Genomic DNA, 20,351 nt, shown 5'->3' on the forward strand with positions numbered 1-20,351 from the left:
GATCACCATGGCTGAGCCAAGGGGAGCCCGCACAAGGATGAGCCAGCTTCCGTCCTGCACCGTGCTGCTCATCGCGTACCGCATGCAGCACACCATCGCCGAATCCTTGCGCTCCGTACTCGCGCAGGATGTGCCGTGCGAGATCATCGTCTCGGACGACTGTTCCGGCGACGAGTCGCTGTCGGTCGCGCGCGACGTCATGAAGGGCTACACCGGACCGCACCGGGTCACCATCCGCAGCACGGCGCAGAACCTCGGCCTGTGCGCGCACCTGAACGAACTGGCTGGGCTCGCCACGGGCGAGGTGCTGGTGTTCCAGGCCGGCGACGACGTAGCCCGTCCGGACCGGGTGGAACGCTTGCTGGAGGAATTCGTCGCGCACCCGCAGGCGCAGGTGGTCGGTTCGGCCGTCGACGACATCGACGAGCGGGGCCGCCTGCTCGCCGAATCCGTGCGCGGGATGCCCCGGCGGCTGGACCAGCGCGCCTTCCTGCGGCGCGGTCGGATGCAGACGGTGCTGGGCGCCTCCATGGCGGTGCGCCGCGAACTGATCACCGGGATGCCAGCGCTGCACGGCTTCGTGGAAGACAACATGCTCAGCCTGCGCGCGGCGCTGGTGGGCGAGTGCCGCTGCCTGCCGCAGGCGCTGCTGGGCTATCGCCGCCATGGCGGCAACCTCAACGACTGGATGTTCGACCGCAGCGACCACGACTATTCGACCTACGAGCGTCGCAACCGTCGTGTGCTGACCATGTACCGCCAGATCGCCGCCGACCAGGAGCGCTGCGCGGAGGCCCGCCCCGACCTGCCGGCCGAACGGCGCCGGCTGGCGCTGGCGTTGGCGGCGATGTACCGGCTGGAGGCGGACATGCGCGAGGCGCTGCTGGACCGCCCGCGCTACCAGTGGGTGCGGTTGCTGTGGCGCGGGCTGCGCCATCCCGGCCTGCACCGCAAGAGTGCCGAGCGCGGCCTGAAGCTGCTGCTGCCGCGCCGCTGGTTCGGCCGCGGCGCGCAGATTCGCGGCTACCTGGGTTCCTAGCCCGCCGCCTCTCGGCGCGCGCGCGCCAACTTGCGCAGCATTCGCATCTGCAGGCGCACCGCCGCCTGCCAGGCCGGCCGGTCCGGTGCGGCCAGCGCCGCGCGCTCACGCCAGATCGCCCGCAGCAGCGGCGCGTGGGAGCGCTTGTCGATGGCCAGCTCCAGCGCCTCGGACATGCGCCGCGCGCGGCCGCCCGCGTCGAAACGGCTGCCGGCCAGCGCCCGCAGCAGGGCGACCCGGTCCGTTATCCAGCCGCGGTAGCGGTCCGGCTTGCGGGCAACGCCTTCGCGACCTAAAGAGGAATAAGCCTGGGTGTGTCGGCGGAACCGCACCAGCGGCCGATCGACGTACACCACGCCGCCGCGCGCCGCCGCGAACATGGCCAGCACCCAGTCGTAGAACAGTTCCGGTGGCAGCGGGCGTACGCTCTCGAACAGGTCGCGGCGCACCAGCAGCGCATGGCCGGACACCGAATTGGCGAAGGCGAACCGCAACGGCTCGCGTCCGGCCAGCATCTGCGTGTCGTCCGAGATCCGGCGCCCGCTGGGCTGTCCTTCGCCGTCGATATAGGCGGAGTCGCAGTAGGCGAGGTCGGCCTGGCCGATGGCGGCGAGCAGGGTGGCGAGCTTGTCCGGCGCCCACAGATCGTCCTGGTCGCTGGGGGCGATGAACTCGCCCCGGCACAGCGACATGGCCCGCTCGAAGCTGCGCGTGGGGCCGAGATTGGCCGGGTTCGGGTGCACGCGTACGCGCCCGTCGCGGCGTGCATAGTCCTGCAGCAAGGCCACGCTGGCGTCGCGGGAGCCGTCGTCCACCGCGATGACCTCCAACTGCACGTCGCGCTGCGCCAGGATCGAATCCAGTTGCGCCTCGAGGAAACGCTCGCCGTTGTACACGCTAAGGGCGACCGAGATCAGCGGCGAAGGCGTCGTGGGGGTAGGCATGGTTCGGATCGGCTGGGGTGCTGGCGCATGGTAAGCGATGCCTGCCGTGTGGCGGCCCACCCCCCGCAAAGCTAGAATCGGGGGCTCCCCACACGTCAAATACAAGAGGCGCCCGGTGCGCCGCGGAGAAGTTCCATGGATCAGCTCGATGACATCCTGAATCAGGATCTCGACCCCGCCGAAACCCGCGAGTGGGTCGAATCGCTCAATGCGGTCATCCAGCACGACGGCACCGAGCGCGCGCATTTCCTGCTCGAGCGCATGGTCGATTCCACCCGGCGCTCCGGCGGCTACCTGCCGTTCGATCCGACCACCGAGTACGTCAACACCATCGCGCCGGCGAACGAGGCCAAGAGCCCGGGCGACGCGGCGATGGAATGGCGCATCCGCTCGATCATCCGCTGGAACGCCATGGCGATGGTGGTGCGCGCCAACCGCAAGCCGGGTGAGCTCGGCGGGCATATCGCGAGCTTCGCTTCGTCCGCGACGCTCTACGACGTCGGCTTCAACCATTTCTGGCGCGCGCCCAGCGCCGAGCACCCGGGCGACCTGGTGTTCCACCAGGGCCACTCCAGCCCCGGCGTGTACGCCCGCTCGTTCCTCGAAGGCCGCATCGGCGAAGAGCAACTGGATCTGTTCCGCATGGAGGTGGCCGGCAAGGGCCGCGCGCTGTCCTCCTACCCGCACCCCTGGCTGATGCCCGACTACTGGCAGGTGCCGACCGTGTCGATGGGCTTGGGTCCCATCCAGGCGATCTACCAGGCGCAGTTCTGGAAGTACCTCGAGCACCGCGGCCTGATCCCCAAGACCGACCGCAAGGTGTGGTGCTTCATGGGCGACGGCGAGTGCGACGAGCCCGAGTCGCTGGGCGCGATTTCGCTGGCCGGCCGCGAAGGCCTGGACAACCTCGTCTTCGTGATCAACTGCAACCTGCAGCGGCTGGACGGCCCGGTGCGCGGCAACGGCAAGATCATCCAGGAGCTGGAGGGCGTCTTCCGCGGCGCCGGCTGGAACGCGATCAAGGTGATCTGGGGTTCCTACTGGGATCCGCTCCTGGCGCGCGACAAGGACGGCGTGCTGCGCAAGCTGATGATGGAAACGCTCGACGGCGAGTACCAGGCCTGCAAGGCCTTCGGCGGCGCCTACACGCGCGAGCATTTCTTCGGCAAGTACCCGCAGACCCGCGAGATGGTCGCCAACCTCTCCGACGACGACATCTGGCGTCTCAACCGCGGCGGACATGATCCGCACAAGGTCTACGCCGCCTACCACGCGGCGGTGAACACCAAGGGCATGCCCACGGTGATCCTGGCCAAGACGGTCAAGGGCTACGGCATGGGCCTGGGCTCGGGCGAATCGCAGAACCCGACCCACCAGCAGAAGAAGCTGGACACCGACTCGGTGCGCGCTTTCCGCGACCGCTTCAACATCCCGGTGTCGGACGACAAGCTGGCCGAGGTGCCGTACTACCACCCGGGCAAGGATTCGCCTGAAGTCGAATACATGCTCGAGCGCCGCCGCGCGCTAGGCGGCTTCCTGCCGCAGCGCCGGCGCAAGACCGACGTGCAGCTCAAGGCGCCGGACCTGTCCGCCTTCGCGCAGATCACCGCCGGCACCGGCGAGCGCGAGATCTCCACCACCATGGCGCTGGTGCGCGGCATGAACCTCTTGCTGCGCGACAAGGCGATCGGCCCGCGCGTGGTGCCGATCGTCGCCGACGAGGCGCGCACCTTCGGCATGGAGGGCATGTTCCGGCAGATTGGTATCTATGCTCCGTTCGGGCAGAAGTACCGCCCGCAGGATTCGGACCAGCTGCTCTATTACCGCGAGGACCAGAAGGGCCAGGTGTTGCAGCAGGGCATCAGCGAGGCCGGCGGCATGGCCTCGTGGATGGCGGCGGCCAGCAGCTACTCGATCAGCAACCAGCCGATGCTGCCGTTCTTCATCTACTACTCGATGTTCGGCTTCCAGCGCATCGGCGACCTGGCCTGGGCCGCCGGCGACATGCGCGCGCGCGGCTTCCTGGTCGGCGGCACCTCCGGCCGCACCACCTTGAACGGCGAAGGCCTGCAGCACGAGGACGGCCAGTCGCACCTGATGGCCGGGGTGATCCCGAACGTGAAGGCCTATGACCCGACCTTCTCCTACGAGGTCGGCGTGATCCTGCAGGACGGTACGCGCCGCATGCTGCAGGAACAGGAGGACGTGTACTACTACGTCACCGTGATGAACGAGAACTACGAGCACCCGGAACTGCCGAAGGGTTGCGAGGAAGGCATCATCAAGGGGATGTACCTGTTCCGGGATTCGGGCCAGGGCAATGGCAACGGCAAGGGCAAGTCCAAGTCCAAGGCGCCGTGCGTGCAGCTGCTGGGCTCGGGCACCATCCTGCGCGAGGTGATCGCCGCGGCCGAACTGCTGGAAAAGGATTTCGGCGTCGCTGCCGACATCTGGTCCTGCCCCAGCTTCAGCGAGCTGCGCCGGGATGGCTTCGACGCCGAGCGCTGGAACCGCCTGCATCCGGAAGCCGAGCCGCGCCTGCCGTACGTCACCGGGCTGCTGCAGGGCCGTTCCGGCCCCGCCATCGCCGCGACCGACTACGTGCGTGAGTACGCCGACCAGATCCGCGCCTTCATGCCCGAGGGCATGCGCTACACCGTGCTGGGCACCGACGGCTACGGCCGTTCGGACACCCGCGCGCACTTGCGCGACTTCTTCGAGGTCGACCGCTACTGGATCGCGCACGCCGCGCTCGCGGCGCTGGCGAAGGACGGCCTGGTCAACGCCAAGGACGTGGCGCGTGCGATCAAGGAGTACAAGCTCGATCCGGAGAAGCCGAACCCGCTGACGGTCTGATCGCCTCGAAGCCTTCTTCCCTCCGGGATAGGGGTAGCGCCTTGCAGGCGGCTTGCCCGACGCATTTGCTCCCTCTCCCCTGCGGGGAGAGGGTTGGGGCCGGGGCTCGCGGGGATGTTTGTTGGTGGGGTTCTTGGTTGCCGTTCTTGCGAGACCTTTCCGTGGTTTTGGTCGGGCACGAAGAGCTTCCGATCGCCTGCGGCGCTCGGGTCACTTTCTTTGCTGGCCCAAAGAAAGTAACCAAAGAAACGGCCTGGCTAGGCCCGGTGAAGGATAAGAGCTAGGTACCACCTCGCCTTGATGAGTAAGCGCCTGCTCATAGAGGAGCTGCAGCGGCTATACCGCGGGCGCTCGGGAGTTGAGGCGAGGGAGGTCCCTGGCGGGTTTTGGAGTGTCGGCGTGGACGCTTCATTCGTTTGCCGGAGCTCATTCTTGCCCGGCCGGAAGCCAAGGTTGAGGGGACGGTAGGCTTCAGCCCACCGTCCAAATACCGCGCGCTTAAGGTCCATACCCAAGTCGTTGCGAACGGCCCCAAAAAAAGAGCGCAGCCATCCCTTGCCTCAACTCCCGAGCGCCCGCGGTATAGCCGCTGCAGCTCCTCTAAGAGCAAGCGACCCGCTCGGCAAGGCGTAATGGGGCCTAGCTTTTATCTCGCCCCGTGCTGAGCCAGGCCGTTTCTTTGGTTACTTTCTTTGGGCCAGCAAAGAAAGTGACCCGAGCGCCGCAGGCGATCGGAAGCTCTTCGCCATCCAACTCCTCGCGGGGAAGGCGCGCAACCGCAGGCATGCAGTTTCTTCGCCAAACGCGTGCAAGCACGTCTCGGCCCGAACACGAACTGGAAGGCCCCCACGCGGCCCCACCTACTCTGACAACGCCTGCTGGATCGCCTCCAGCCCGTGCCCGCGCGTCTCGATCCCGCGCCGCGCCAGCATCCATGCCGCCAGTCCCATCGGCAGCGCGATCAGCAGCGCCGACAGCATGAAGTGCTCGAACAGCCCGAGTACGCCCAGCAGTGCACCCAGGATCCCGCCCAGCTTGGAGCCGCCGGCGATCAGCCCGGACCCCGTGCTGCGCAGGTGCACCGGATAGATCTCCGCCGCATACGGGATCAGCGTGGCGATCACGCCGCTGATGCTGAGCAGCAGCGCGACCGTCGCCGTGGTGGTCAGCGCTTCGGAACGCAGCGTCATCCAGCCGATGGCGAGAAACAGCAGCAGCGATGCCGCCGTCGACGCGATGAACAGCACCAGCGTGCGGATGCTGCTCCAGCGCTGGTAGCAGGCCACCACGACGGCGATCCCAGGCAACGCGAGCACCGCCGAACGTGCCAGCAGCGCCGCACTGGCCCGTGCGCCGATGCCGAGCTGGACCAGGTTGGCCGGCAGCCATAGCAGGAAGCCGAAATTGGCCAGGCCCCAGGCCACCGCGCAGACCATCAGGCCCCAGGTGATCGCGGCATGGCGCCCGCGCAACAGCTCGCGCATGCCGATCCGAGCGTGCGGCCGCGCGGCGGGTGCCGCCTCGTACGCCGGCAGCGTGTTGCCGGAGAATTTCAACAGCACCGCGCGCGCCTGTTCCTCCAGTCCGGCCAGCGCCAGGAAGCGCGGCGACTCGGGAATGTAGCGGTTGAGCAGGACGATCAGCGCGCCCGTAGGAAGATTGAGCAGCCACAGCGAGCGCCAGCTGTAGGCCGGCTCGAACAGCGTGGCCGCACCCGAGGCCAGCAGGTATCCGGCCGAGGTGCCGACGCCGCCCAGCGCCACCAGCAGCCAGCCGCGGTGCGCGGTAGGAACGGTCTCGGCCATCAGCGTGAAGGTGATCGGCAGCATGCCGCCGGCTGCCGCGCCCATCATGAAACACATCACCAGGTTCCAGCCGAACGAAGGCATCGCGCCGCAGATCGAGGTGCCCATGAACATCAGCGCCGAGAGCAGGATGGTGGCGCGCCGCCCGAACAGGTCGCCCAGGCGCCCCCACACTACCGAGCCCACCGTCGTGCCGATCAGCGCCGACAGCGCCAGCAGGCCGCCGGTGGCCGCGCTGATGCCGTACTCGGCCGACAGGCCTGGCATCACGAAGCCGATCGTGGCCGGCTTCATCACGTCCACCGCCAGCGCCATGGTCAGTACCGCGACCAGCTTCCAGTGCTCGCGGTTGAGCGGCACGTGATCGGCGGCGTGGAACGGCAGCGGAGTGCGTTCGGGGTGCAGGGTGCGGCGCATCTGCGCCAGGCGCGGCATCAGCCCATAAGCGGACAGCAGCACGCCCGCCGGCACCAGGGCCATGCCGGTGAGCATCAGCCCGTCCATCGGCATGCCGGCCAGGCGGTAGTGCATGGGCGCGGCCATCGCCAGCATGGGCAGGTGCGCCAGCACACCTGCGACCACGCAGGCGCAGCCGAGCCAGAACGCGACGGGGTGATGGTAGGTGATGCTCTTGGCGGGCATGCGAAAGGCCGTCGAGGGACGGCCAAGCTTACCTTGACCTTTGCCACCTCTGGCCTGCGGGAACACGGGGCAGCGCTACTGCTTCGGAGGCAGTGTTCCGCGGGTTTGCTGCCTCCCTCGAAGGAGACCGTCCAGCGATCGCGGCGGTGCCTTGTGTGGTGTGGACGGCTCCTTCGCGCGCCACGCACGGCGGGCTGCCGATACTTCGACGCACCGGCAGCCGATACGAGAATATCCATGAGTCCGACGATTCAGGGCATGCCCACTCCGGAACCCGGCGACCACGCGGAATGGTCGCTCAACGGCCCGCCCGGCGAGCCGGAACATCCCCAGCAGGATCCGCCGCCGCAACCGCCGCGCGATCCGGTCGACCCGGGCCGCCCGCAGCAGCCGGAGCTGCCGCCCATCGATCCGCACACGCCGACGGTTCCTGAGCCGCGCATGCGCGGGTGAGCGAATCCCTCCACGGGCGTGGCCTTCGCCCCGGCCTCTCCGCCAGGAGAGGCTGGGCGCACGCCGGTGTCTAGTCCTCGTCGCTGCTCAGCAGCTTGCGTAACAGCAGGAACGCGCCGACCGTGCCGGCGACGAGGGCGACCGCAGCCACCGGGTGCCGGCTGGCATGGCGACGCACGCGGCGGTACTGATAGCTGGCCTCGTCAGCCAGGTCTTCGGCCATGTGCGAGAGCTGCTTGCCGTAGCCGGCGCCGCGTCGGCCGAAGCGGCCGGTCAGACGGCGGCCGCGCTCGATCAGGTCGGTGGCGGTGTCGGCCGTGCCATTGGCGTACTGGCGCATGCGGTCACGCACGCGTTCGCTGGCGCCGTCGAAACGGTCTTCGATATCGCGGTGTCTCATCACGGGAGCCTCCTTTGCATCGAAGCCTCAGCCTGACCGCGGCATCGTGAGCGGAGCGTCGAAACAGCCCGCTTGGGTTCAGGCTGGCCTCACCGGCGGCGACCGGCGCGCGGCGGCCATCCGCAGCCGCATGCATCAGGATGGCCTGCCGCGAGGGCCCGGTCAGTAGCGCCAGCCCGTGCGATCCGCGCCGGCCGGCGCATGGCCGTCGAGATAGCGGGTGACGGTTTCGATGAGCTCCTTGCCGCGCGGCCCCCAGCAATGCGGCGCCATCGGCTGATAGGTGACGCTGCCGCGGAAGGACGGGTTGCGCGCGCTCCGGAGGAAGGCGTCCATCGCGCGCACGCCCATGTTGAGGTTGTAGGTGTCGGCATCACCCACGTAGATGTGGATCTTGTCGCTGAGCTTGGGGCCGAGCGTGGCCCACTGCGATTCGAGCCGTTGGCGCAGGTCGAAGTGTTCCTTCCAGTACTGCGCGACCTGGTGGTCGATCACGCCCGTGCGCTTGTCCCACAGGCGTCGCGGATAGCCGTCCCCGCCGACCGGGCCGAAGGCCGCCTCCCAGATGTCCCACTGCCCGCCGGAGCGGCCGTGGTCGCCTACGGCGAGCTCGTACCAGTTCTCGTCCTTCATCATCGCCTCGACGTTGCCGTCGGGCTGGCGCGTGTCGGGTCGCTCGACCTTCACCCAGCCCTTGTCCAGCCAGTAGGCGTTGGCGTCGTCGTAGATGTTCACCACCTGGTGGTGGCGGAAGTCCAGCGCGTCCGGGCAGGAGGCGAAGGTGGCGCCGTAGAAGTCCGGGTGGAAGACCATCTGCGCCATGGCGATCCAGCCGCCGGTGGAGCCGCCCTCGAGCACGCGCGCCCACGGCTTGCCGATGATGCGGAAGCGCTTCTCCACCTCCGGCAGCAACTCCTGGTGGATGGCGTCGTCGTACGGGCCCTCGTTGGCCGAGTTCACCGCATAGGAGTCGTCGTAGTAGGGCGAGGGATGCTGCAGGCTCACCATGATGTAGCGCGGCGTGCCGTCGGCCAGCCAGTAGTCGCGGAAGCCCGACTTCGGACGGTCGAAGCCACCGGGCGCGCGGGTGGAGAAGTGACCCTGCTCGTAGATCACCGGGTAGCGCACGTCCGCGTGCTTGTCATAGTCCTTGGGCAGCAGCACGGTGGCGCCCAGGTAGATCGGATGGCCCCACCAGGCGCTCAGGAGCTTGCTCCGGATGCGCAGGCGTTTGACGTAGGGCGTGTCTTTCGGGAACGGGATCGGCGGGATCACCAGGTCGGCCAGCAATTTCACCGGCGTGGGCGAAGCCGGGTCGTAGTGCACCTTCACCGGCTTGCCGTAGAGATTGCCGGGCGAGCGCTTGAAATCCTGGCCTTCCCACTGGTCCATGTGCAGCCACACGGTGTGGCCGTCGGCGCGCTTGAACTCGGTGTAGACGTTGACGAAGGGCTGCATCCAGTAGTCGCCGGCCGGCAGCTGGCGCAGGCTGGCGAGCGGCGCACCGAAGTCGTTCCCGTCGATGGCGGCCAGCTGCCCGGGCGCGAGCGCGCTGACGTCGTGGCCGAACAGCGGTACGCCGGTGATGTCGGTCTGCTCTATCGGCGGCTTGTCATTGCTGCGGCTGACCGCGACGTAGACGCGCCCGGTGATCGGCTGCGCATGCGCCTTGGCGCTGAAGCCGACCAGGATGCGCGGCCCCTCGGCCGCCTGCGCGGCGCAGAGGAAGGACAGGGCGACCAGGGTGCCGGCCAGTCGCCGGAGCGGGTGTGTGTTCATGCCGTCGATCCTAGCCGGGAGCGGCATGCCCGCCCAACTAAACCGTGCCGGCGGACGCGCCCTCGGCTGCATCGATCGCTTCCGGATCCACATGCAGCCGCTGGCGCCGGCGCAGCGTGGGGAACATCGCCATCCACAGCCCCACGACTACCAGGGTGCCGATGCCGCCCAGCACCGTGGCGCCGACCGCGCCCAGCCAGGCCGCGGCCAGGCCCGACTCGAACTCGCCCAGCTGGTTGGAGGTGTTGATGAAGATCGAGTTGACCGCGTTGACCCGCCCGCGCATGGCGTCGGGGGTGTCCAGCTGCACCATGGAGCCGCGGATCACCATGCTCACCATGTCGAAAGCGCCGGCGGCGAACAGCGCCGCCAGCGACAGCCACATCCACGGCGACAGCGCGAACACCAGCGTGGCCGATCCGAACCCGGCCACCGAGCCGAACATGAGCATGCCCACGCGGCGGGTGAGGTCGTGCCGCGCCAGCCAGAACGACATCAGCAGCGCGCCCACCGCCGGCGCCGCGCGCAGCAGGCCCAGGCCCCACGGGCCGGTGTGCAGGATGTCCTTGGCGAACATCGGCAGCAGCGCGGTGGCGCCGCCGAACAGCACGGCGAACAGGTCCAGCGAGATCACGCCCAGCACGTCCTTGCGCGCGCGGATGAAATGCACGCCGGCGAACAGCGATTTCAGCGTGGCCGGCTCGCGCTTCGGCGGCGCCTGCTCGTAGCGCAGCAGCGCCATCAGCGTGGCCGCGACGAGATACAGCCCGCCCGCCGCGGCGTACACCACGCCAGGGCCCGCCACATAGAGCAGGCCGCCCACTGCCGGCCCCAGCACCATCGCCATCTGGAAGGCCGAGCCGCTCACCGCCACCGCGCGCGGCAGGATCGCCGGCGGCACCAGCGCCGGCAGCAGCGAGGACATCGAGGGCGACTCGAACGTCTTGGCCGTGCCGATCACGAACACCAGCGCCAGGATGCCCAGCTCGTGCACGCGGTGAGTGAAGCTCAGGACCGCCAACAGCACGATCGCGCACCATTCGACCACCTGTCCGACCAGCACTACGCGGCGGCGCTCGAACTGGTCGGCCACGTGCCCGGCCGGCAGCGCCAGCAGCACCGAGGGAAAGAACTGCACCAGGCCGATCAGGCCCAGGTCCAGCGCGCGGCCGGTGATCGCATAGATCTGCCAGGCCACCGCCACCGACAGCATCTGGAAACCGAAACCCGAAGCGATGCGGGCGAACCAGAACTGCACGAAGGCGCGGTGCTTGAGCAGCGAATCGGTGGGCATGGGGATTCCAGGGGATGGCGCCGGATTATCGCCGTAGGCGTCCCACGCCGGAAACTTCACGGCCACTTGCCCGCCAAAGCCCTAGCCTCGCTCCATTGCCGAAGCAGGAGACCGGCCATGGGCCGCCAGGCCGAACACATCTACACCGACCAGCCCACCATCGCCCGCTTCAACGGCCTGGTCGAGCACCTGCAGAACGGCGCCCGCGTGCGCCTGTACCTGGTCGATGGCAGCACCTGCGAAGGCGTGGTCGCCGCGCGCCCGACCGTGCAGGAGTATTACGATGGGGACGGCAACGAGGGCAGCAATGGCGTAGCGCACCTGGAACGTCCGGGCATCTCCCAGTGGAAACGCTACGTGTGGTTCGACCAGATCGTGCGCATCGAGCACCTCGATGCGGATGCGCCTTCCTGGTCATAGGCCGCGGTCCAGCGGACTAACGGCTGGCGATGCGGGTGAAGCCGTCTTCGCTCCAGCCTTCGCTGCCCACGCCGTGGTGCACGAAGAACAGGCCATCGGGATCGTACGTGCGCTTCGCCTTCGCGAGCCTCAGGTAGTTTTCGCCCCAGAAACCCCGCTGCCAGTCGCGCAGGAAATAGTCGCTTTCCGAAACATAAGAGCCGGCTCCCGGTGCCACGGCGCGCAGCGCATCCATCGTCCGGTCGATGGCGGCCGCCGTGCGCCGCGCCATGGCCGGGTCGGGCTTCGCGCCCGCCATGCCGGGGTAAGCGGGGTCGCCGCCCGCGGCGCTGATGGCGAGGGCGAAGGCGTCCAGCACCTGCGGATTCGTGGCGGTGTCGCGGGCGCGGGCGAGCGCATCGGCCGGCGCGCCGGCCAGCCCCTTGTTGAAGTGCAGCGAGAGGCCCCGGTGTTGCGCGGCGTTGAACAGCGCATCGACCAAGCGTGCCTGTCGCCCCGGCTGCAGCAGCGTGGCCGGCAGCCAGGCCGACTGGTAGCCGTGGATGAACCAGCCGGCCTGATCATGATCGCCGGCCCAAAGGAAGTGGTGGCGGGGCGCACCCGGCCGGGTGTCCGACACGATGACGCCCGGCAGGTATTTGCGGAGGAACTCGGCGTCCCAGAGGCGTCGGGCCGGCGCCGCCAGCACTTGTAATGGTCTGGTGACGCGGCAGTCCTTGCGGGCCTGCACCCATTCGAGGAAGGGGGCCCAGGTTTGTTCGGCCTGCTGCCGGGTGAGGCCCTGGAACATCATGGAAACTTCGAAGGTATCGCCGCCGTAGAACTTCATCTGTTCGCCCCAGTGCGGGTTGAACAGCGCGCGCTGGTAGAAATCCACTGCCTCGGCGATCAGGGCGCGATAGGCTGCGTCCGAGTCCGCCTTGACGGTGATGTTCACGCCGCCGAAAAACTCGGGTAGCTCGAAAGTGCGCAGGGTCAGCCGCGTGACCACGCCGAGGCTGCCGCCACCGCCGCCCTTGAGACCCCAGAACAGCTCCGGATTCGTGCGGGCATTGGCGATGCGCACCTGGCCATCGGCGGTGACGACCTCCGCCTCCAGCAGGTTGGACGCCGCCGTACCCCAGCGCTTGGAGAAGCTACCGAAGCCGCCGCTCTGCACCAGCCCGGCCACGCCCACCGTGGTGCAGCCGCCGCCCTGCACATAGCGGCCGCCGCGGGTGGTCACGGCGTCGTAGGCGTCGATCCATATCGCGCCAGCTTCCACACTCACCGCCGGCAGTGGTGCCACGTGGCCGGTGCAGCCTTGCGGCACGAAGGCTTCATGCAGGCTTACCTGGTTCATGTGGCGTGTCCACACCAGCAGCGAATCGGGCGCATCCGACGTGCCCTGGTAGCTGTGGCCGCCGCCCTTCACCACCAGCCGCAGATGGTGTCGGCGCGCGAAGTCGACGGCTGCGACCACGTCGGCGGTGCTTTCCGCTGCCACCGCGTAGGCACTGGGTTGCGAGATCCAGGCACCGGCCCAGCCGCTGGTCTGGGTCAGCGCGGGGTTGTCGCCCATCGCGAACGGGTTGTCCAGTTGCTTGAGCGCCTGCGCGCAGGCGTGGTCCGACGGTGACGCGCCGCAAGGGGCGAACGGCGGTTCCAGTTTCAGCAGCCGGCCGCCGACCTGCCGCTTCAGCTGCTCCCATTCCGTGGTCGTGGGCCAGCCCGGCTGGCCCGGGCGCAGCCGGGAGCGCAGGGTCGTGGCAAGCGTGCCGGTGCCGTGCGCCAGGGCCGCGCCGCCGCGCATCAGCAAGGGCAGCAGTGGCAGTGTGATGGCTGCCTTCAGCAAGTCGCGCCTTTTCATCGTTCCGCTCCGGCCGGGTGCATGGCGGCCAGCATGGCATGTGCCGCCGTCATTTCCAGCGTGGGGGGACGGATCGCGGGGTGCGGGGACGAACCGAGCCCGGGGCGGGACGGGGCGCGTGGGGATTCGGGCGCGGCCACGTAGAATCGCCGGCATGAGCGAGCAGGCGGTTGTCGGATACAGGGATTTTCAACGTTGGCGCCCCTCGGTCGAGGTCGCCTTCTGGGTGGGGCTGTACACCCTCAACACGGTGTTCAACGGCCTCGTTGCACGAATCGATCATGCCCGCACGGCGGCTTGGGAACCCTGGGTGTGGGAATCGAGCAGCGCGCTGTTGGTCCTGCTGTTGATCCCCTTCGTGAAGGCGGTGGAGCGGCGTTGGCCGTTCCGCTTCGATACCTGGCGCCGCAGCCTGCCGTGGCATCTGCTGGCCAGCGTAGCGTTCAGCCTGGTGCACGTGGGCGGCATGGTCGGGCTGCGCAAGCTGGCGTACGGGATGGTTGGCCAGCACTACCGTTTCGGCGCGTGGTGGCCGAACTTCGGTTACGAGTACCTGAAGGACATCCGCAGCTATTTCGTCATCGTAGCGATGATCTGCCTGTCGCGGCTATGGCTGCTGCGCCAGCAGGGTGAGGCGAAGCTGCTGGCGGAGCCCGATGAAGGCCCGCCGGTGGAGCCGGTGGAGCGGCCCGAGCGCTTCCTGGTGCGCAAGCTGGGCAAGGAGTTCCTGGTCAACGCGCGCGAGATCGAGTGGCTGCAGGCGGCCGGCAACTACGTCAACCTGCACGTGCGCGGGCGCGACTACCCACTGCGCACGACCATGGCCGCGATCGAGGAACGGCTGGACCCGGCGCGTTTCGTACGAGTGCACCGCAGCTACTTCGTGAACCTGGATTACCTGGCCGAAATAGAGCCACTGGACACCGGCGACGCGCGGCTGAAGCTTCGCGACGGCGCGGCCGTCCCCTGCAGCCGGCGCTATCGTGCGCAGTTGCGCGAACGCTTCGGCGAGGCGCCGGCGACGGTGTCCTAAAGTCCTGCCGCGGGGCGCTTGCGCCCTCGGCCCGCCCGTTCCACGCTTACTGCCCTTTCCTCGCCAAGGAGCGTGCCGATGAAGCTGCCTTTCCGTCCTGCCGCGATCGTGCTGTGCGGCGCACTGGCCCTGGCCGGCTGCAACTCGCAGGACCAGGAGCCGGGCGCAGCCAACGCCCCGGCCTCGGCGCAGACCGATGACTCGGCGCGCAAGCTCGACACCTACCGGCAGTTGCTGCGCATCCACAACGACGAGATGGCGGTGACCATGGGCCACGACATCCTCGACCATTACCCCGGCAGCGCCGCGGCGAAGGAGGTCCAGCAGACCCTGCCCGACATCGAGAAGCGCTGGAAGGAAAACAGCGAGAAGAACCGCCTGGCCGCGCTTTGGACGTATCAGGTGTCGCCGATGGAGGGCGGCACGCAGTCGACCGCGACGATCTATTCCAGCCAGCCTTCGGGCGACGACCGCGTGCGGCTGGTGCTGCGCCGGCACACCGCGTGGGGCCAGAACGCGTTCCTGTTCGGCAGCGGCCATGGCTTCGTCTGCCGCGGCAACTGCACGATTGCCGCCACGTTCGATGGCAAGGCGCACGGCATCAAGGCGTTCGCCCCCGCCACCGGCGAGCCGGCGCTGATGATCCGCGACGACAAGGATTTCATCGCCCGGCTGCAGAAGGCGAAGAAGATCACCATGGACGTCACCCTGGTCGACGGCGAGAAGAAACAGACCCTGGTCTACGAGGTCGGCGGCTTCGACCCGGCCAAGTGGCAGGCGCTGCCGAAAAAGGTGAAGTAAGACGGTGCACCGGTGCGCCGCCCGCCCGTTGATTGCATTGGCTGCCACGGCAGAGGAGGCATACCCATGTCGTTCAAGCGCGTGATGTTCGCCGGCACCGCCGCCATGGTGCTGGCCGCCTGTTCCAGCGTCCCGTATGCGCAGCGCGAGGCCCAGCGCACGGCCGCCTACGAGGCCGCCGCCGGCGCGCCGGTCAGCAGCTTCCACTTCTTCACGCCGCTGTGGTCGTGGGAGCCGCTGGGCACCGACGAGGTGGCGATCTATACCCGACCCAGGGAGGCCTGGCTGCTCGACGTGCCCGGCTGCAACCAGCTGCCGTTCGCCACCGGGATCGGCCTGACCTCGAACATGAACCAGGTGTCCGTCAACTTCGACAAGGTGCTCACCGGGCACGGCCAGTTCCCCTGCACCATCACCCGGATCCGCCCGATCGACGTGGCCAGGCTCAAGGCCCTGCAGCAGGAGCAGCGGCAGATCCAGGCGCAGCCGCGGGAGCCGGCAAGGGACTAGTTGAGGAACAGCTTTTCGGCCAGCTTGGCCAGCGGCTTTTCCAGGGCGCCCTGCAGCCGCGGCGGAAAGTCCAGCGGCTTGAGCAGCATCTTGACCGTCATCTCCGCCGGGATGTGCCGGCGCAGCAGGTCCTGCGCCTTGCCGGCGACGCGGCGGAACGCCTCGCGGTCGCCCTTGTGCTGCGGGTAGCACTGCTCGAACACGTGGCGCAGCGCGATGTCGCTGTCCTCGCTGCGGATCTCGTTGACCCTTTTGAGCACCGCGCGGAACACCTTGTAGCGACCCAGCCCTTCGCTCTCGCGGTAGCGGCGGAAGTGCTGGTAGAAGTACTTGTAGTGGCGCACCTCGTCGCTCTTGATGTAGCCGGTGAGCTGCTTGAGCACCGGCTCGTCGGTGATGTCGTTGAGCGCGCGGTACAGGCTCGCGGTGCCGGTCTCGACCACGCAGCGCGCGGCCAGCTCCAGCCCACGGCTGTCTTCGAGCTGCTCGGCGGTGCACACCGCGCCGTACTCGGCCCAGAACGCGGCGAAGCCGGTGTCCCAGTCGAACTCCGGCCACACCGTGCGCACGTAGGCGGCCAGCGCGCGGCCGTGCTGCAGTTCTTCGTGCTCCCAGTGCTGGCTCAGCCAGGTCTGCAGTTCCTGGTCGCCGTCGAAGTGCGCGACCAGGTTGTGCGTGTACAGGTCCGAGCCGCTCTCGACGAAAGACGAGCTGCACAGCAGAAAGAACAATTCCTCGTTGTGGCGTACCTGCGAGCGGTCGATCTGTGCGAGGTCGAGGCTTTGCAGCGTCCAGGGCAGCGAAGGGGCATAGCTCACGCGGGCATCCTGTTGGGGGCGCGGCGTCAAGCGCGCGTGTGACGAACGGATGACGGAGAGCATAAGGCCTCGTGGCCCGAGCGGATTAACCCCACCCGACCCGCGGCGCCTATCGCACCACGGTCACCGGCACGTGCGCGCGGGCCAGCACGTCGCCGGAAACCGAGCCGAGCAGCCAGCGCGCAAGGTTTCCCCGCTCGGTATGGCCGATCACGATGTGGTCGATGCCGTGTTGCTGAACCTGGCTGAGCAGTACGTCGCCCGGGCTGCCGTGGGTGACTTCCACGTCGATCAGGTCCCTGGCCTCGGGCTCCATCACGACCAGCTCGTCCAACAGCTCCTGCGCGCGCTGCGCGCTGGAGTCGGCCATCATCAACGCGCACGCGTCGGCGCCGCCTTCGGTCACCTGCAGTACGGAAACCACCCGCACCCGCCCGCGGCAGGCGCGCGCGAGCGCGACGGCGAGCAGGAACGCCCGCTGCGAGGTGGGCGAGCCGTCGTAGCCGACCAGTGAGTAGCTGAACATGGCGCCTCTCCGTTGCGCGTGATGGCCGAAAGGTCGGGCCGACCGATTATGCCTCGCCGCTCAGCGGTCGCACGGCTCGACCAGTTGTGCGTGCACGTTGGGCCGGATCGGCACGCCGCGCACCTCGGCCACGTTCTGCGTGAGCTCGGCGCCCAGCAGCAGGATCACCACCGAGTAGTACACCCACACCAGCAACACCACCACGCTGCCGGCCGGGCCATAGGCGCCGCCGACATCGCTGTGGGAGAGGTACAGGCTGATGCCGAACTTGCCGATGGCGAACAGCACCGCGGTGAACAGGCCGCCGAGCAGCGTGTCGCGCCAGTCGATGCGGGCGTCCGGCAGCACCTTGTAGATCGAGGCGAACACCAATCCGAACAGCACCAGCGACACCAGCGCCTCGACCACCTGCCAGGCCAGCGTGTCGCTGCGCGCGAACACCGCGATCGCCGCACTGGCCACCAGCGAGACGATCAGCAGGAAGGCCAGCGTCAGCAGCAGGCCAAGCGCATGCATGCGCGTGAGCAGCCAGCTGAACACCGCGTTGCGCGGCGCCGCCTTCAGCTTCCACACGCGATTGATCGCCAGCTGCAACTGAGCGAACACGGTCGATGCGCCGATCAGCGTCACCGCCAGGCCGATGATGCCAGCCCAGTGGCCCAGCTGGGGTCGCTGCTTGGCGTTGCTGATCACCAGTTTCACCGCATCGGAGGCACGCGTGCCGACCAGGTTGTTGATCGAGCCGACCAGTTCCTGCTGCCACGCCGGCTGCAGCGAGGCGACCAGCCACAAGAGCAGCACCAGCATCGGCGCGAACGAAAGGGCCGAATAGAACGCGACCGCAGCGGCGTGCGTCATCAGGTCGTCCTCGGCCACGCCGCTGGCGGTGCGCTTGACGACTTCGACGCTGGATTGCCACATCGACCGCATGCACGCCCTCCGGGCTTTCCGCTACAGCATGGAGCGACCGCTGCGCGGTGATCGTGAACGGCCGCGGTCCTGTTTGCTGGCGCTTTCTTCACCGGGCCCGGGGCAGACTCGACCGCGGGACACAAGCAACCGATGGGAAGAGGAGAGCTGCCATGAACATGCGTACCGCTGCTTTGGCGAGCCTGGTCCTGGTCGGCGCGACGGCGCTGTCCGCGTTGCCGGCGGAGCCTGCCCGCGCCGCCGAGCCGATGGTCAAGTGCGAGCTGAGCTACAACCTGCATGGCTGGTCGATCATCTACAAGCAGGCTGAAGGTACCGGCACGGTCACCTGCAACAACGGCCAGAGCGCGCCGGTGAAGATCAGCGTGGTCGGCGGCGGCCTGACGGCCGGCAAGTACCGCATCGACAACGGCAAGGGCGAGATCTCCAAGGTGCACGGCATCGCCGAGGTGTTCGGCGACTACGTGCAGGCCGGCGCCGAGGCCGGCGTGGTCAAGAGCGCGCATGCGCAGGTGCTGACTAAGGGCACCACCTCGCTGGCCCTGTCCGGCACCGGCCAGGGCATCGACCTGGGCGTCTCGGTTGGCAAGTTCACCATCGCGCGCCGGTAGGCGGGCCGAAGGCCGTTCGCTGCGGGCCGGGGGCGATCCACGCGCGCATCCGCTGCGTCGTACACTCGGGCGTCTTTCGTCCCTGGAGCCGTCATGCGCCGTTTGCTGCCGTCGATCACGATCGTCCCGCCAGCCGGTTCGGCCATGCCGAGGGCGGCCTCGTGATGTCGCAGGTCGCTGTCGCCATGCTGCCGCGCTTCGCCGCCTGGCGCGTTGCCACCTGGATGCTGTTGCTGCTCGCTGCCTTCGGCGGCGTGCAGTACCTGCGCTATGGCGACTGGCCCTACCTGGCAGGCACCCTGGTGGTCGTCGTGGTCTGCGCCGGCGGCATCCTGCGCCAGCCCTGGGCACGCCAGGCGCTGCGCGTGGTCGCGTTGCTGCTGGTGTTGTGGGTGCTGGCCAGCGGCGGCCTGTTGTTCGCGCAATGGGACCAGTTCGCCCAGGCCCGCGCCCACGCACTGGCCCAGCCGCGGCCGGAGATCATGCTGTTGGTGATCGAGCAGGCTCGCCGCAGCTATCTGCTTGGCTTGCTGCTCAAGACGCTGCTGGTGCCGCTGCTGCTGTGGCTGGCCTGGCAGCTGGGGCGGCCGGAAGTGCGCGAGCAGTTCGGATCACACCGCTGACCGGACGTGGGCAGACTGCGGGAACCAAACGGGGGCCGGGCCCGTCGCAGCTGTCGTTGCTGACACCGCTCGACCGCGGCTGAGCCGCGGCGTCGGCCGGTTCAGCCCGGGTTGACGCAGGGGCGGTTATCGCTTGGGTCCCCGCCTCCTTAGGAAAGCTCGCGATGCGCCCGCGGCACCTGATCGCCTGTCTCCTGCTGTCCACCGCACAGCCGCTCCTGCACGCGCAGGACCTGGCGGCCACCTGCCACGCCAGCAGCAGCTACGATCTCACGGTCAAGCCCGACAGCCTGGTGTTCGACCGCCCGCAGCCGGCGCCCTTTCAGGTGCAGCTCGCCGCAGGCAGCCTGCGCACCGACGGCCGCTCGGTGCGGCTGGATGCCGAGAGCCAGGACCGGTTGGCCCTGTTCGAGCGCGAGCTGCGCGCGCTGGTGCCACGCGTGCGCGCGGTGGCCGACGCCGGCGTCGATCTGGCCGTGCGCGCCATGCACGACGAAGCGGCCAGCATGCATCTGGCGCCCACCACCATGGACGAACTGGACCGCCGTCTCGCCGCGCACGCCGCCCAGCTCAGGCGGCGCATCGCGCAGAGCAACAGCACGCACGATTGGCAAGGCGACCTCGCCCAGCAGTACGCAAACCGCATCGGCGGCGACCTGGTGCCGCTGGTCGCCGCCGACCTGGGCCAGCAGGCGCTCGCCGCCGCCATGGGCGGCGACCTGGACGAGGCGGCGCGCCTGCGCGACCAGGCGGCGGACCTGGCCACCCAGATGCAGCCTCGGCTGCAGCGGCGCATGCAGGCGCTGCGGCCGCAGGTCCAGGCGCTGTGCCCCTCGATCCGCCGCCTGGCGGACCTGCAACAAGGCGTGCGCGATGCCGCCGGCCGGCCGCTGGACCTGGTGCAGGTGGGGAGCTGAGGCCGGTCAGGCCCAGGCCGTGGCCGTCCTCGCCGGGCCCGTCGGCACCGCGGCCCGGCGACGTGAACGGCCGACCAACCCGAACGGCGCCTGAGGACGAA

At 68.7% G+C, this 20,351-nt stretch carries 19 protein-coding genes; 10 read left to right on the forward strand and 9 right to left on the reverse strand.

Annotated features, from left to right (window positions below; all coding sequences use genetic code 11):
• Positions 1-37 precede the first annotated feature (37 nt).
• Positions 38-1,039, forward strand: coding sequence for a glycosyltransferase (locus tag VGU03_RS14775; protein ID WP_327481808.1), 1,002 nt, complete (start codon positions 38-40; stop codon positions 1,037-1,039).
• Here VGU03_RS14775 and VGU03_RS14780 read toward each other — a convergent pair.
• Positions 1,036-1,983 (reverse strand): glycosyltransferase, encoded by a 948-nt coding sequence (locus VGU03_RS14780; protein WP_327481810.1) that lies wholly within the window; start codon positions 1,981-1,983, stop codon positions 1,036-1,038. The two genes, VGU03_RS14775 and VGU03_RS14780, sit on opposite strands and share 4 nt — an antisense overlap.
• A gap of 135 nt (positions 1,984-2,118) precedes the next feature.
• On the opposite strand from VGU03_RS14780, the gene aceE reads away from it, so the two are divergent.
• Positions 2,119-4,839, forward strand: a complete 2,721-nt coding sequence (gene aceE, locus VGU03_RS14785) for a pyruvate dehydrogenase (acetyl-transferring), homodimeric type (RefSeq protein ID WP_327481812.1) — start codon at positions 2,119-2,121, stop codon at positions 4,837-4,839.
• Between the two features lie 860 nt (positions 4,840-5,699).
• Here the strand turns inward: aceE and VGU03_RS14790 are convergent.
• Positions 5,700-7,286 carry an MFS transporter gene (locus VGU03_RS14790; protein WP_327481814.1) on the reverse strand — a complete coding sequence of 529 codons (1,587 nt, stop codon included), beginning with the start codon at positions 7,284-7,286 and terminating at the stop codon, positions 5,700-5,702.
• 237 nt (positions 7,287-7,523) lie between these two features.
• Here VGU03_RS14790 and VGU03_RS14795 point away from each other — a divergent pair, with 237 nt between their 5' ends.
• Positions 7,524-7,739, forward strand: coding sequence for a hypothetical protein (locus VGU03_RS14795; RefSeq protein WP_327481816.1), 216 nt, complete (start codon positions 7,524-7,526; stop codon positions 7,737-7,739).
• 70 nt (positions 7,740-7,809) lie between these two features.
• On the opposite strand, the gene VGU03_RS14800 is transcribed toward VGU03_RS14795, so the two are convergent.
• The 3 genes from VGU03_RS14800 to VGU03_RS14810 form a co-directional block, all read right to left on the reverse strand.
• Positions 7,810-8,139: a hypothetical protein gene (locus tag VGU03_RS14800; RefSeq protein WP_327481818.1), complete on the reverse strand. Its 330-nt coding sequence runs from the start codon at positions 8,137-8,139 to the stop codon at positions 7,810-7,812.
• Between the two features lie 162 nt (positions 8,140-8,301).
• The gene (locus tag VGU03_RS14805; RefSeq protein ID WP_327481820.1) at positions 8,302-9,918 is read right to left on the reverse strand and encodes an alpha/beta hydrolase-fold protein; all 1,617 of its coding nucleotides are present in this window, start codon (positions 9,916-9,918) and stop codon (positions 8,302-8,304) included.
• Positions 9,919-9,955: 37 nt separating this feature from the next.
• Complete coding sequence (locus VGU03_RS14810) at positions 9,956-11,212, reverse strand: MFS transporter (RefSeq protein ID WP_327481822.1); 1,257 nt, start codon at positions 11,210-11,212, stop codon at positions 9,956-9,958.
• Positions 11,213-11,329: 117 nt separating this feature from the next.
• Between VGU03_RS14810 and VGU03_RS14815 the strand changes: the two genes are divergently transcribed.
• Positions 11,330-11,632: a DUF3247 family protein gene (locus tag VGU03_RS14815; protein ID WP_327481824.1), complete on the forward strand. Its 303-nt coding sequence runs from the start codon at positions 11,330-11,332 to the stop codon at positions 11,630-11,632.
• 16 nt (positions 11,633-11,648) lie between these two features.
• On the opposite strand, the gene VGU03_RS14820 is transcribed toward VGU03_RS14815, so the two are convergent.
• Positions 11,649-13,481 carry an FAD-binding oxidoreductase gene (locus VGU03_RS14820; protein WP_327481826.1) on the reverse strand — a complete coding sequence of 611 codons (1,833 nt, stop codon included), beginning with the start codon at positions 13,479-13,481 and terminating at the stop codon, positions 11,649-11,651.
• Positions 13,482-13,635: 154 nt separating this feature from the next.
• Here VGU03_RS14820 and VGU03_RS14825 point away from each other — a divergent pair, with 154 nt between their 5' ends.
• From VGU03_RS14825 to VGU03_RS14835, 3 genes are all read left to right on the forward strand, one after another.
• Positions 13,636-14,514, forward strand: coding sequence for a LytTR family DNA-binding domain-containing protein (locus tag VGU03_RS14825; protein ID WP_327481828.1), 879 nt, complete (start codon positions 13,636-13,638; stop codon positions 14,512-14,514).
• Positions 14,515-14,592: 78 nt separating this feature from the next.
• Positions 14,593-15,315: a hypothetical protein gene (locus VGU03_RS14830; RefSeq protein WP_327481830.1), complete on the forward strand. Its 723-nt coding sequence runs from the start codon at positions 14,593-14,595 to the stop codon at positions 15,313-15,315.
• Between the two features lie 66 nt (positions 15,316-15,381).
• Entirely contained in the window at positions 15,382-15,825 is a 444-nt protein-coding gene (locus VGU03_RS14835) for a DUF6491 family protein (protein ID WP_327481832.1), read from the forward strand.
• Here the strand turns inward: VGU03_RS14835 and VGU03_RS14840 are convergent.
• The 3 genes from VGU03_RS14840 to VGU03_RS14850 all read right to left on the reverse strand — a co-directional run bounded on the left by VGU03_RS14840 (position 15,822) and on the right by VGU03_RS14850 (position 18,099).
• A complete protein-coding gene (locus VGU03_RS14840) occupies positions 15,822-16,643 on the reverse strand; it encodes a ferritin-like domain-containing protein (protein ID WP_327481834.1) in 822 nt (273 codons plus the stop codon). The two genes, VGU03_RS14835 and VGU03_RS14840, sit on opposite strands and share 4 nt — an antisense overlap.
• Positions 16,644-16,752: 109 nt before the next feature.
• Positions 16,753-17,169, reverse strand: a complete 417-nt coding sequence (locus VGU03_RS14845; RefSeq protein WP_327481836.1) for a universal stress protein — start codon at positions 17,167-17,169, stop codon at positions 16,753-16,755.
• Between the two features lie 60 nt (positions 17,170-17,229).
• Entirely contained in the window at positions 17,230-18,099 is an 870-nt protein-coding gene (locus VGU03_RS14850) for a YihY/virulence factor BrkB family protein (protein WP_327481838.1), read from the reverse strand.
• A gap of 152 nt (positions 18,100-18,251) precedes the next feature.
• Between VGU03_RS14850 and VGU03_RS14855 the strand changes: the two genes are divergently transcribed.
• The 3 genes from VGU03_RS14855 to VGU03_RS14865 all read left to right on the forward strand — a co-directional run bounded on the left by VGU03_RS14855 (position 18,252) and on the right by VGU03_RS14865 (position 20,250).
• Positions 18,252-18,710, forward strand: coding sequence for a hypothetical protein (locus tag VGU03_RS14855; RefSeq protein WP_327481840.1), 459 nt, complete (start codon positions 18,252-18,254; stop codon positions 18,708-18,710).
• 164 nt (positions 18,711-18,874) lie between these two features.
• Positions 18,875-19,333, forward strand: coding sequence for a hypothetical protein (locus VGU03_RS14860; protein ID WP_327481841.1), 459 nt, complete (start codon positions 18,875-18,877; stop codon positions 19,331-19,333).
• Positions 19,334-19,497: 164 nt separating this feature from the next.
• Entirely contained in the window at positions 19,498-20,250 is a 753-nt protein-coding gene (locus tag VGU03_RS14865) for a DUF2884 family protein (protein WP_327481843.1), read from the forward strand.
• Positions 20,251-20,351 lie beyond the last annotated feature (101 nt).

Source organism: Frateuria sp. (assembly GCF_035944355.1).
Taxonomy (GTDB): domain Bacteria; phylum Pseudomonadota; class Gammaproteobacteria; order Xanthomonadales; family Rhodanobacteraceae; genus Frateuria_A.

What these genes read in the sequence shown, in the direction of transcription:
- VGU03_RS14775 (WP_327481808.1), top strand. Translation starts at nt 38, where the DNA reads ATGAGCCAGCTTCCGTCCTGCACCGTGCTGCTCATCGCGTACCGCATG.
- VGU03_RS14780 (WP_327481810.1), bottom strand. Translation starts at nt 1,983, where the DNA reads ATGCCTACCCCCACGACGCCTTCGCCGCTGATCTCGGTCGCCCTTAGC.
- aceE (WP_327481812.1), top strand. Translation starts at nt 2,119, where the DNA reads ATGGATCAGCTCGATGACATCCTGAATCAGGATCTCGACCCCGCCGAA.
- VGU03_RS14790 (WP_327481814.1), bottom strand. Translation starts at nt 7,286, where the DNA reads ATGCCCGCCAAGAGCATCACCTACCATCACCCCGTCGCGTTCTGGCTC.
- VGU03_RS14795 (WP_327481816.1), top strand. Translation starts at nt 7,524, where the DNA reads ATGAGTCCGACGATTCAGGGCATGCCCACTCCGGAACCCGGCGACCAC.
- VGU03_RS14800 (WP_327481818.1), bottom strand. Translation starts at nt 8,139, where the DNA reads ATGAGACACCGCGATATCGAAGACCGTTTCGACGGCGCCAGCGAACGC.
- VGU03_RS14805 (WP_327481820.1), bottom strand. Translation starts at nt 9,918, where the DNA reads ATGAACACACACCCGCTCCGGCGACTGGCCGGCACCCTGGTCGCCCTG.
- VGU03_RS14810 (WP_327481822.1), bottom strand. Translation starts at nt 11,212, where the DNA reads ATGCCCACCGATTCGCTGCTCAAGCACCGCGCCTTCGTGCAGTTCTGG.
- VGU03_RS14815 (WP_327481824.1), top strand. Translation starts at nt 11,330, where the DNA reads ATGGGCCGCCAGGCCGAACACATCTACACCGACCAGCCCACCATCGCC.
- VGU03_RS14820 (WP_327481826.1), bottom strand. Translation starts at nt 13,481, where the DNA reads ATGAAAAGGCGCGACTTGCTGAAGGCAGCCATCACACTGCCACTGCTG.
- VGU03_RS14825 (WP_327481828.1), top strand. Translation starts at nt 13,636, where the DNA reads ATGAGCGAGCAGGCGGTTGTCGGATACAGGGATTTTCAACGTTGGCGC.
- VGU03_RS14830 (WP_327481830.1), top strand. Translation starts at nt 14,593, where the DNA reads ATGAAGCTGCCTTTCCGTCCTGCCGCGATCGTGCTGTGCGGCGCACTG.
- VGU03_RS14835 (WP_327481832.1), top strand. Translation starts at nt 15,382, where the DNA reads ATGTCGTTCAAGCGCGTGATGTTCGCCGGCACCGCCGCCATGGTGCTG.
- VGU03_RS14845 (WP_327481836.1), bottom strand. Translation starts at nt 17,169, where the DNA reads ATGTTCAGCTACTCACTGGTCGGCTACGACGGCTCGCCCACCTCGCAG.
- VGU03_RS14850 (WP_327481838.1), bottom strand. Translation starts at nt 18,099, where the DNA reads ATGCGGTCGATGTGGCAATCCAGCGTCGAAGTCGTCAAGCGCACCGCC.
- VGU03_RS14855 (WP_327481840.1), top strand. Translation starts at nt 18,252, where the DNA reads ATGAACATGCGTACCGCTGCTTTGGCGAGCCTGGTCCTGGTCGGCGCG.
- VGU03_RS14860 (WP_327481841.1), top strand. Translation starts at nt 18,875, where the DNA reads ATGTCGCAGGTCGCTGTCGCCATGCTGCCGCGCTTCGCCGCCTGGCGC.
- VGU03_RS14865 (WP_327481843.1), top strand. Translation starts at nt 19,498, where the DNA reads ATGCGCCCGCGGCACCTGATCGCCTGTCTCCTGCTGTCCACCGCACAG.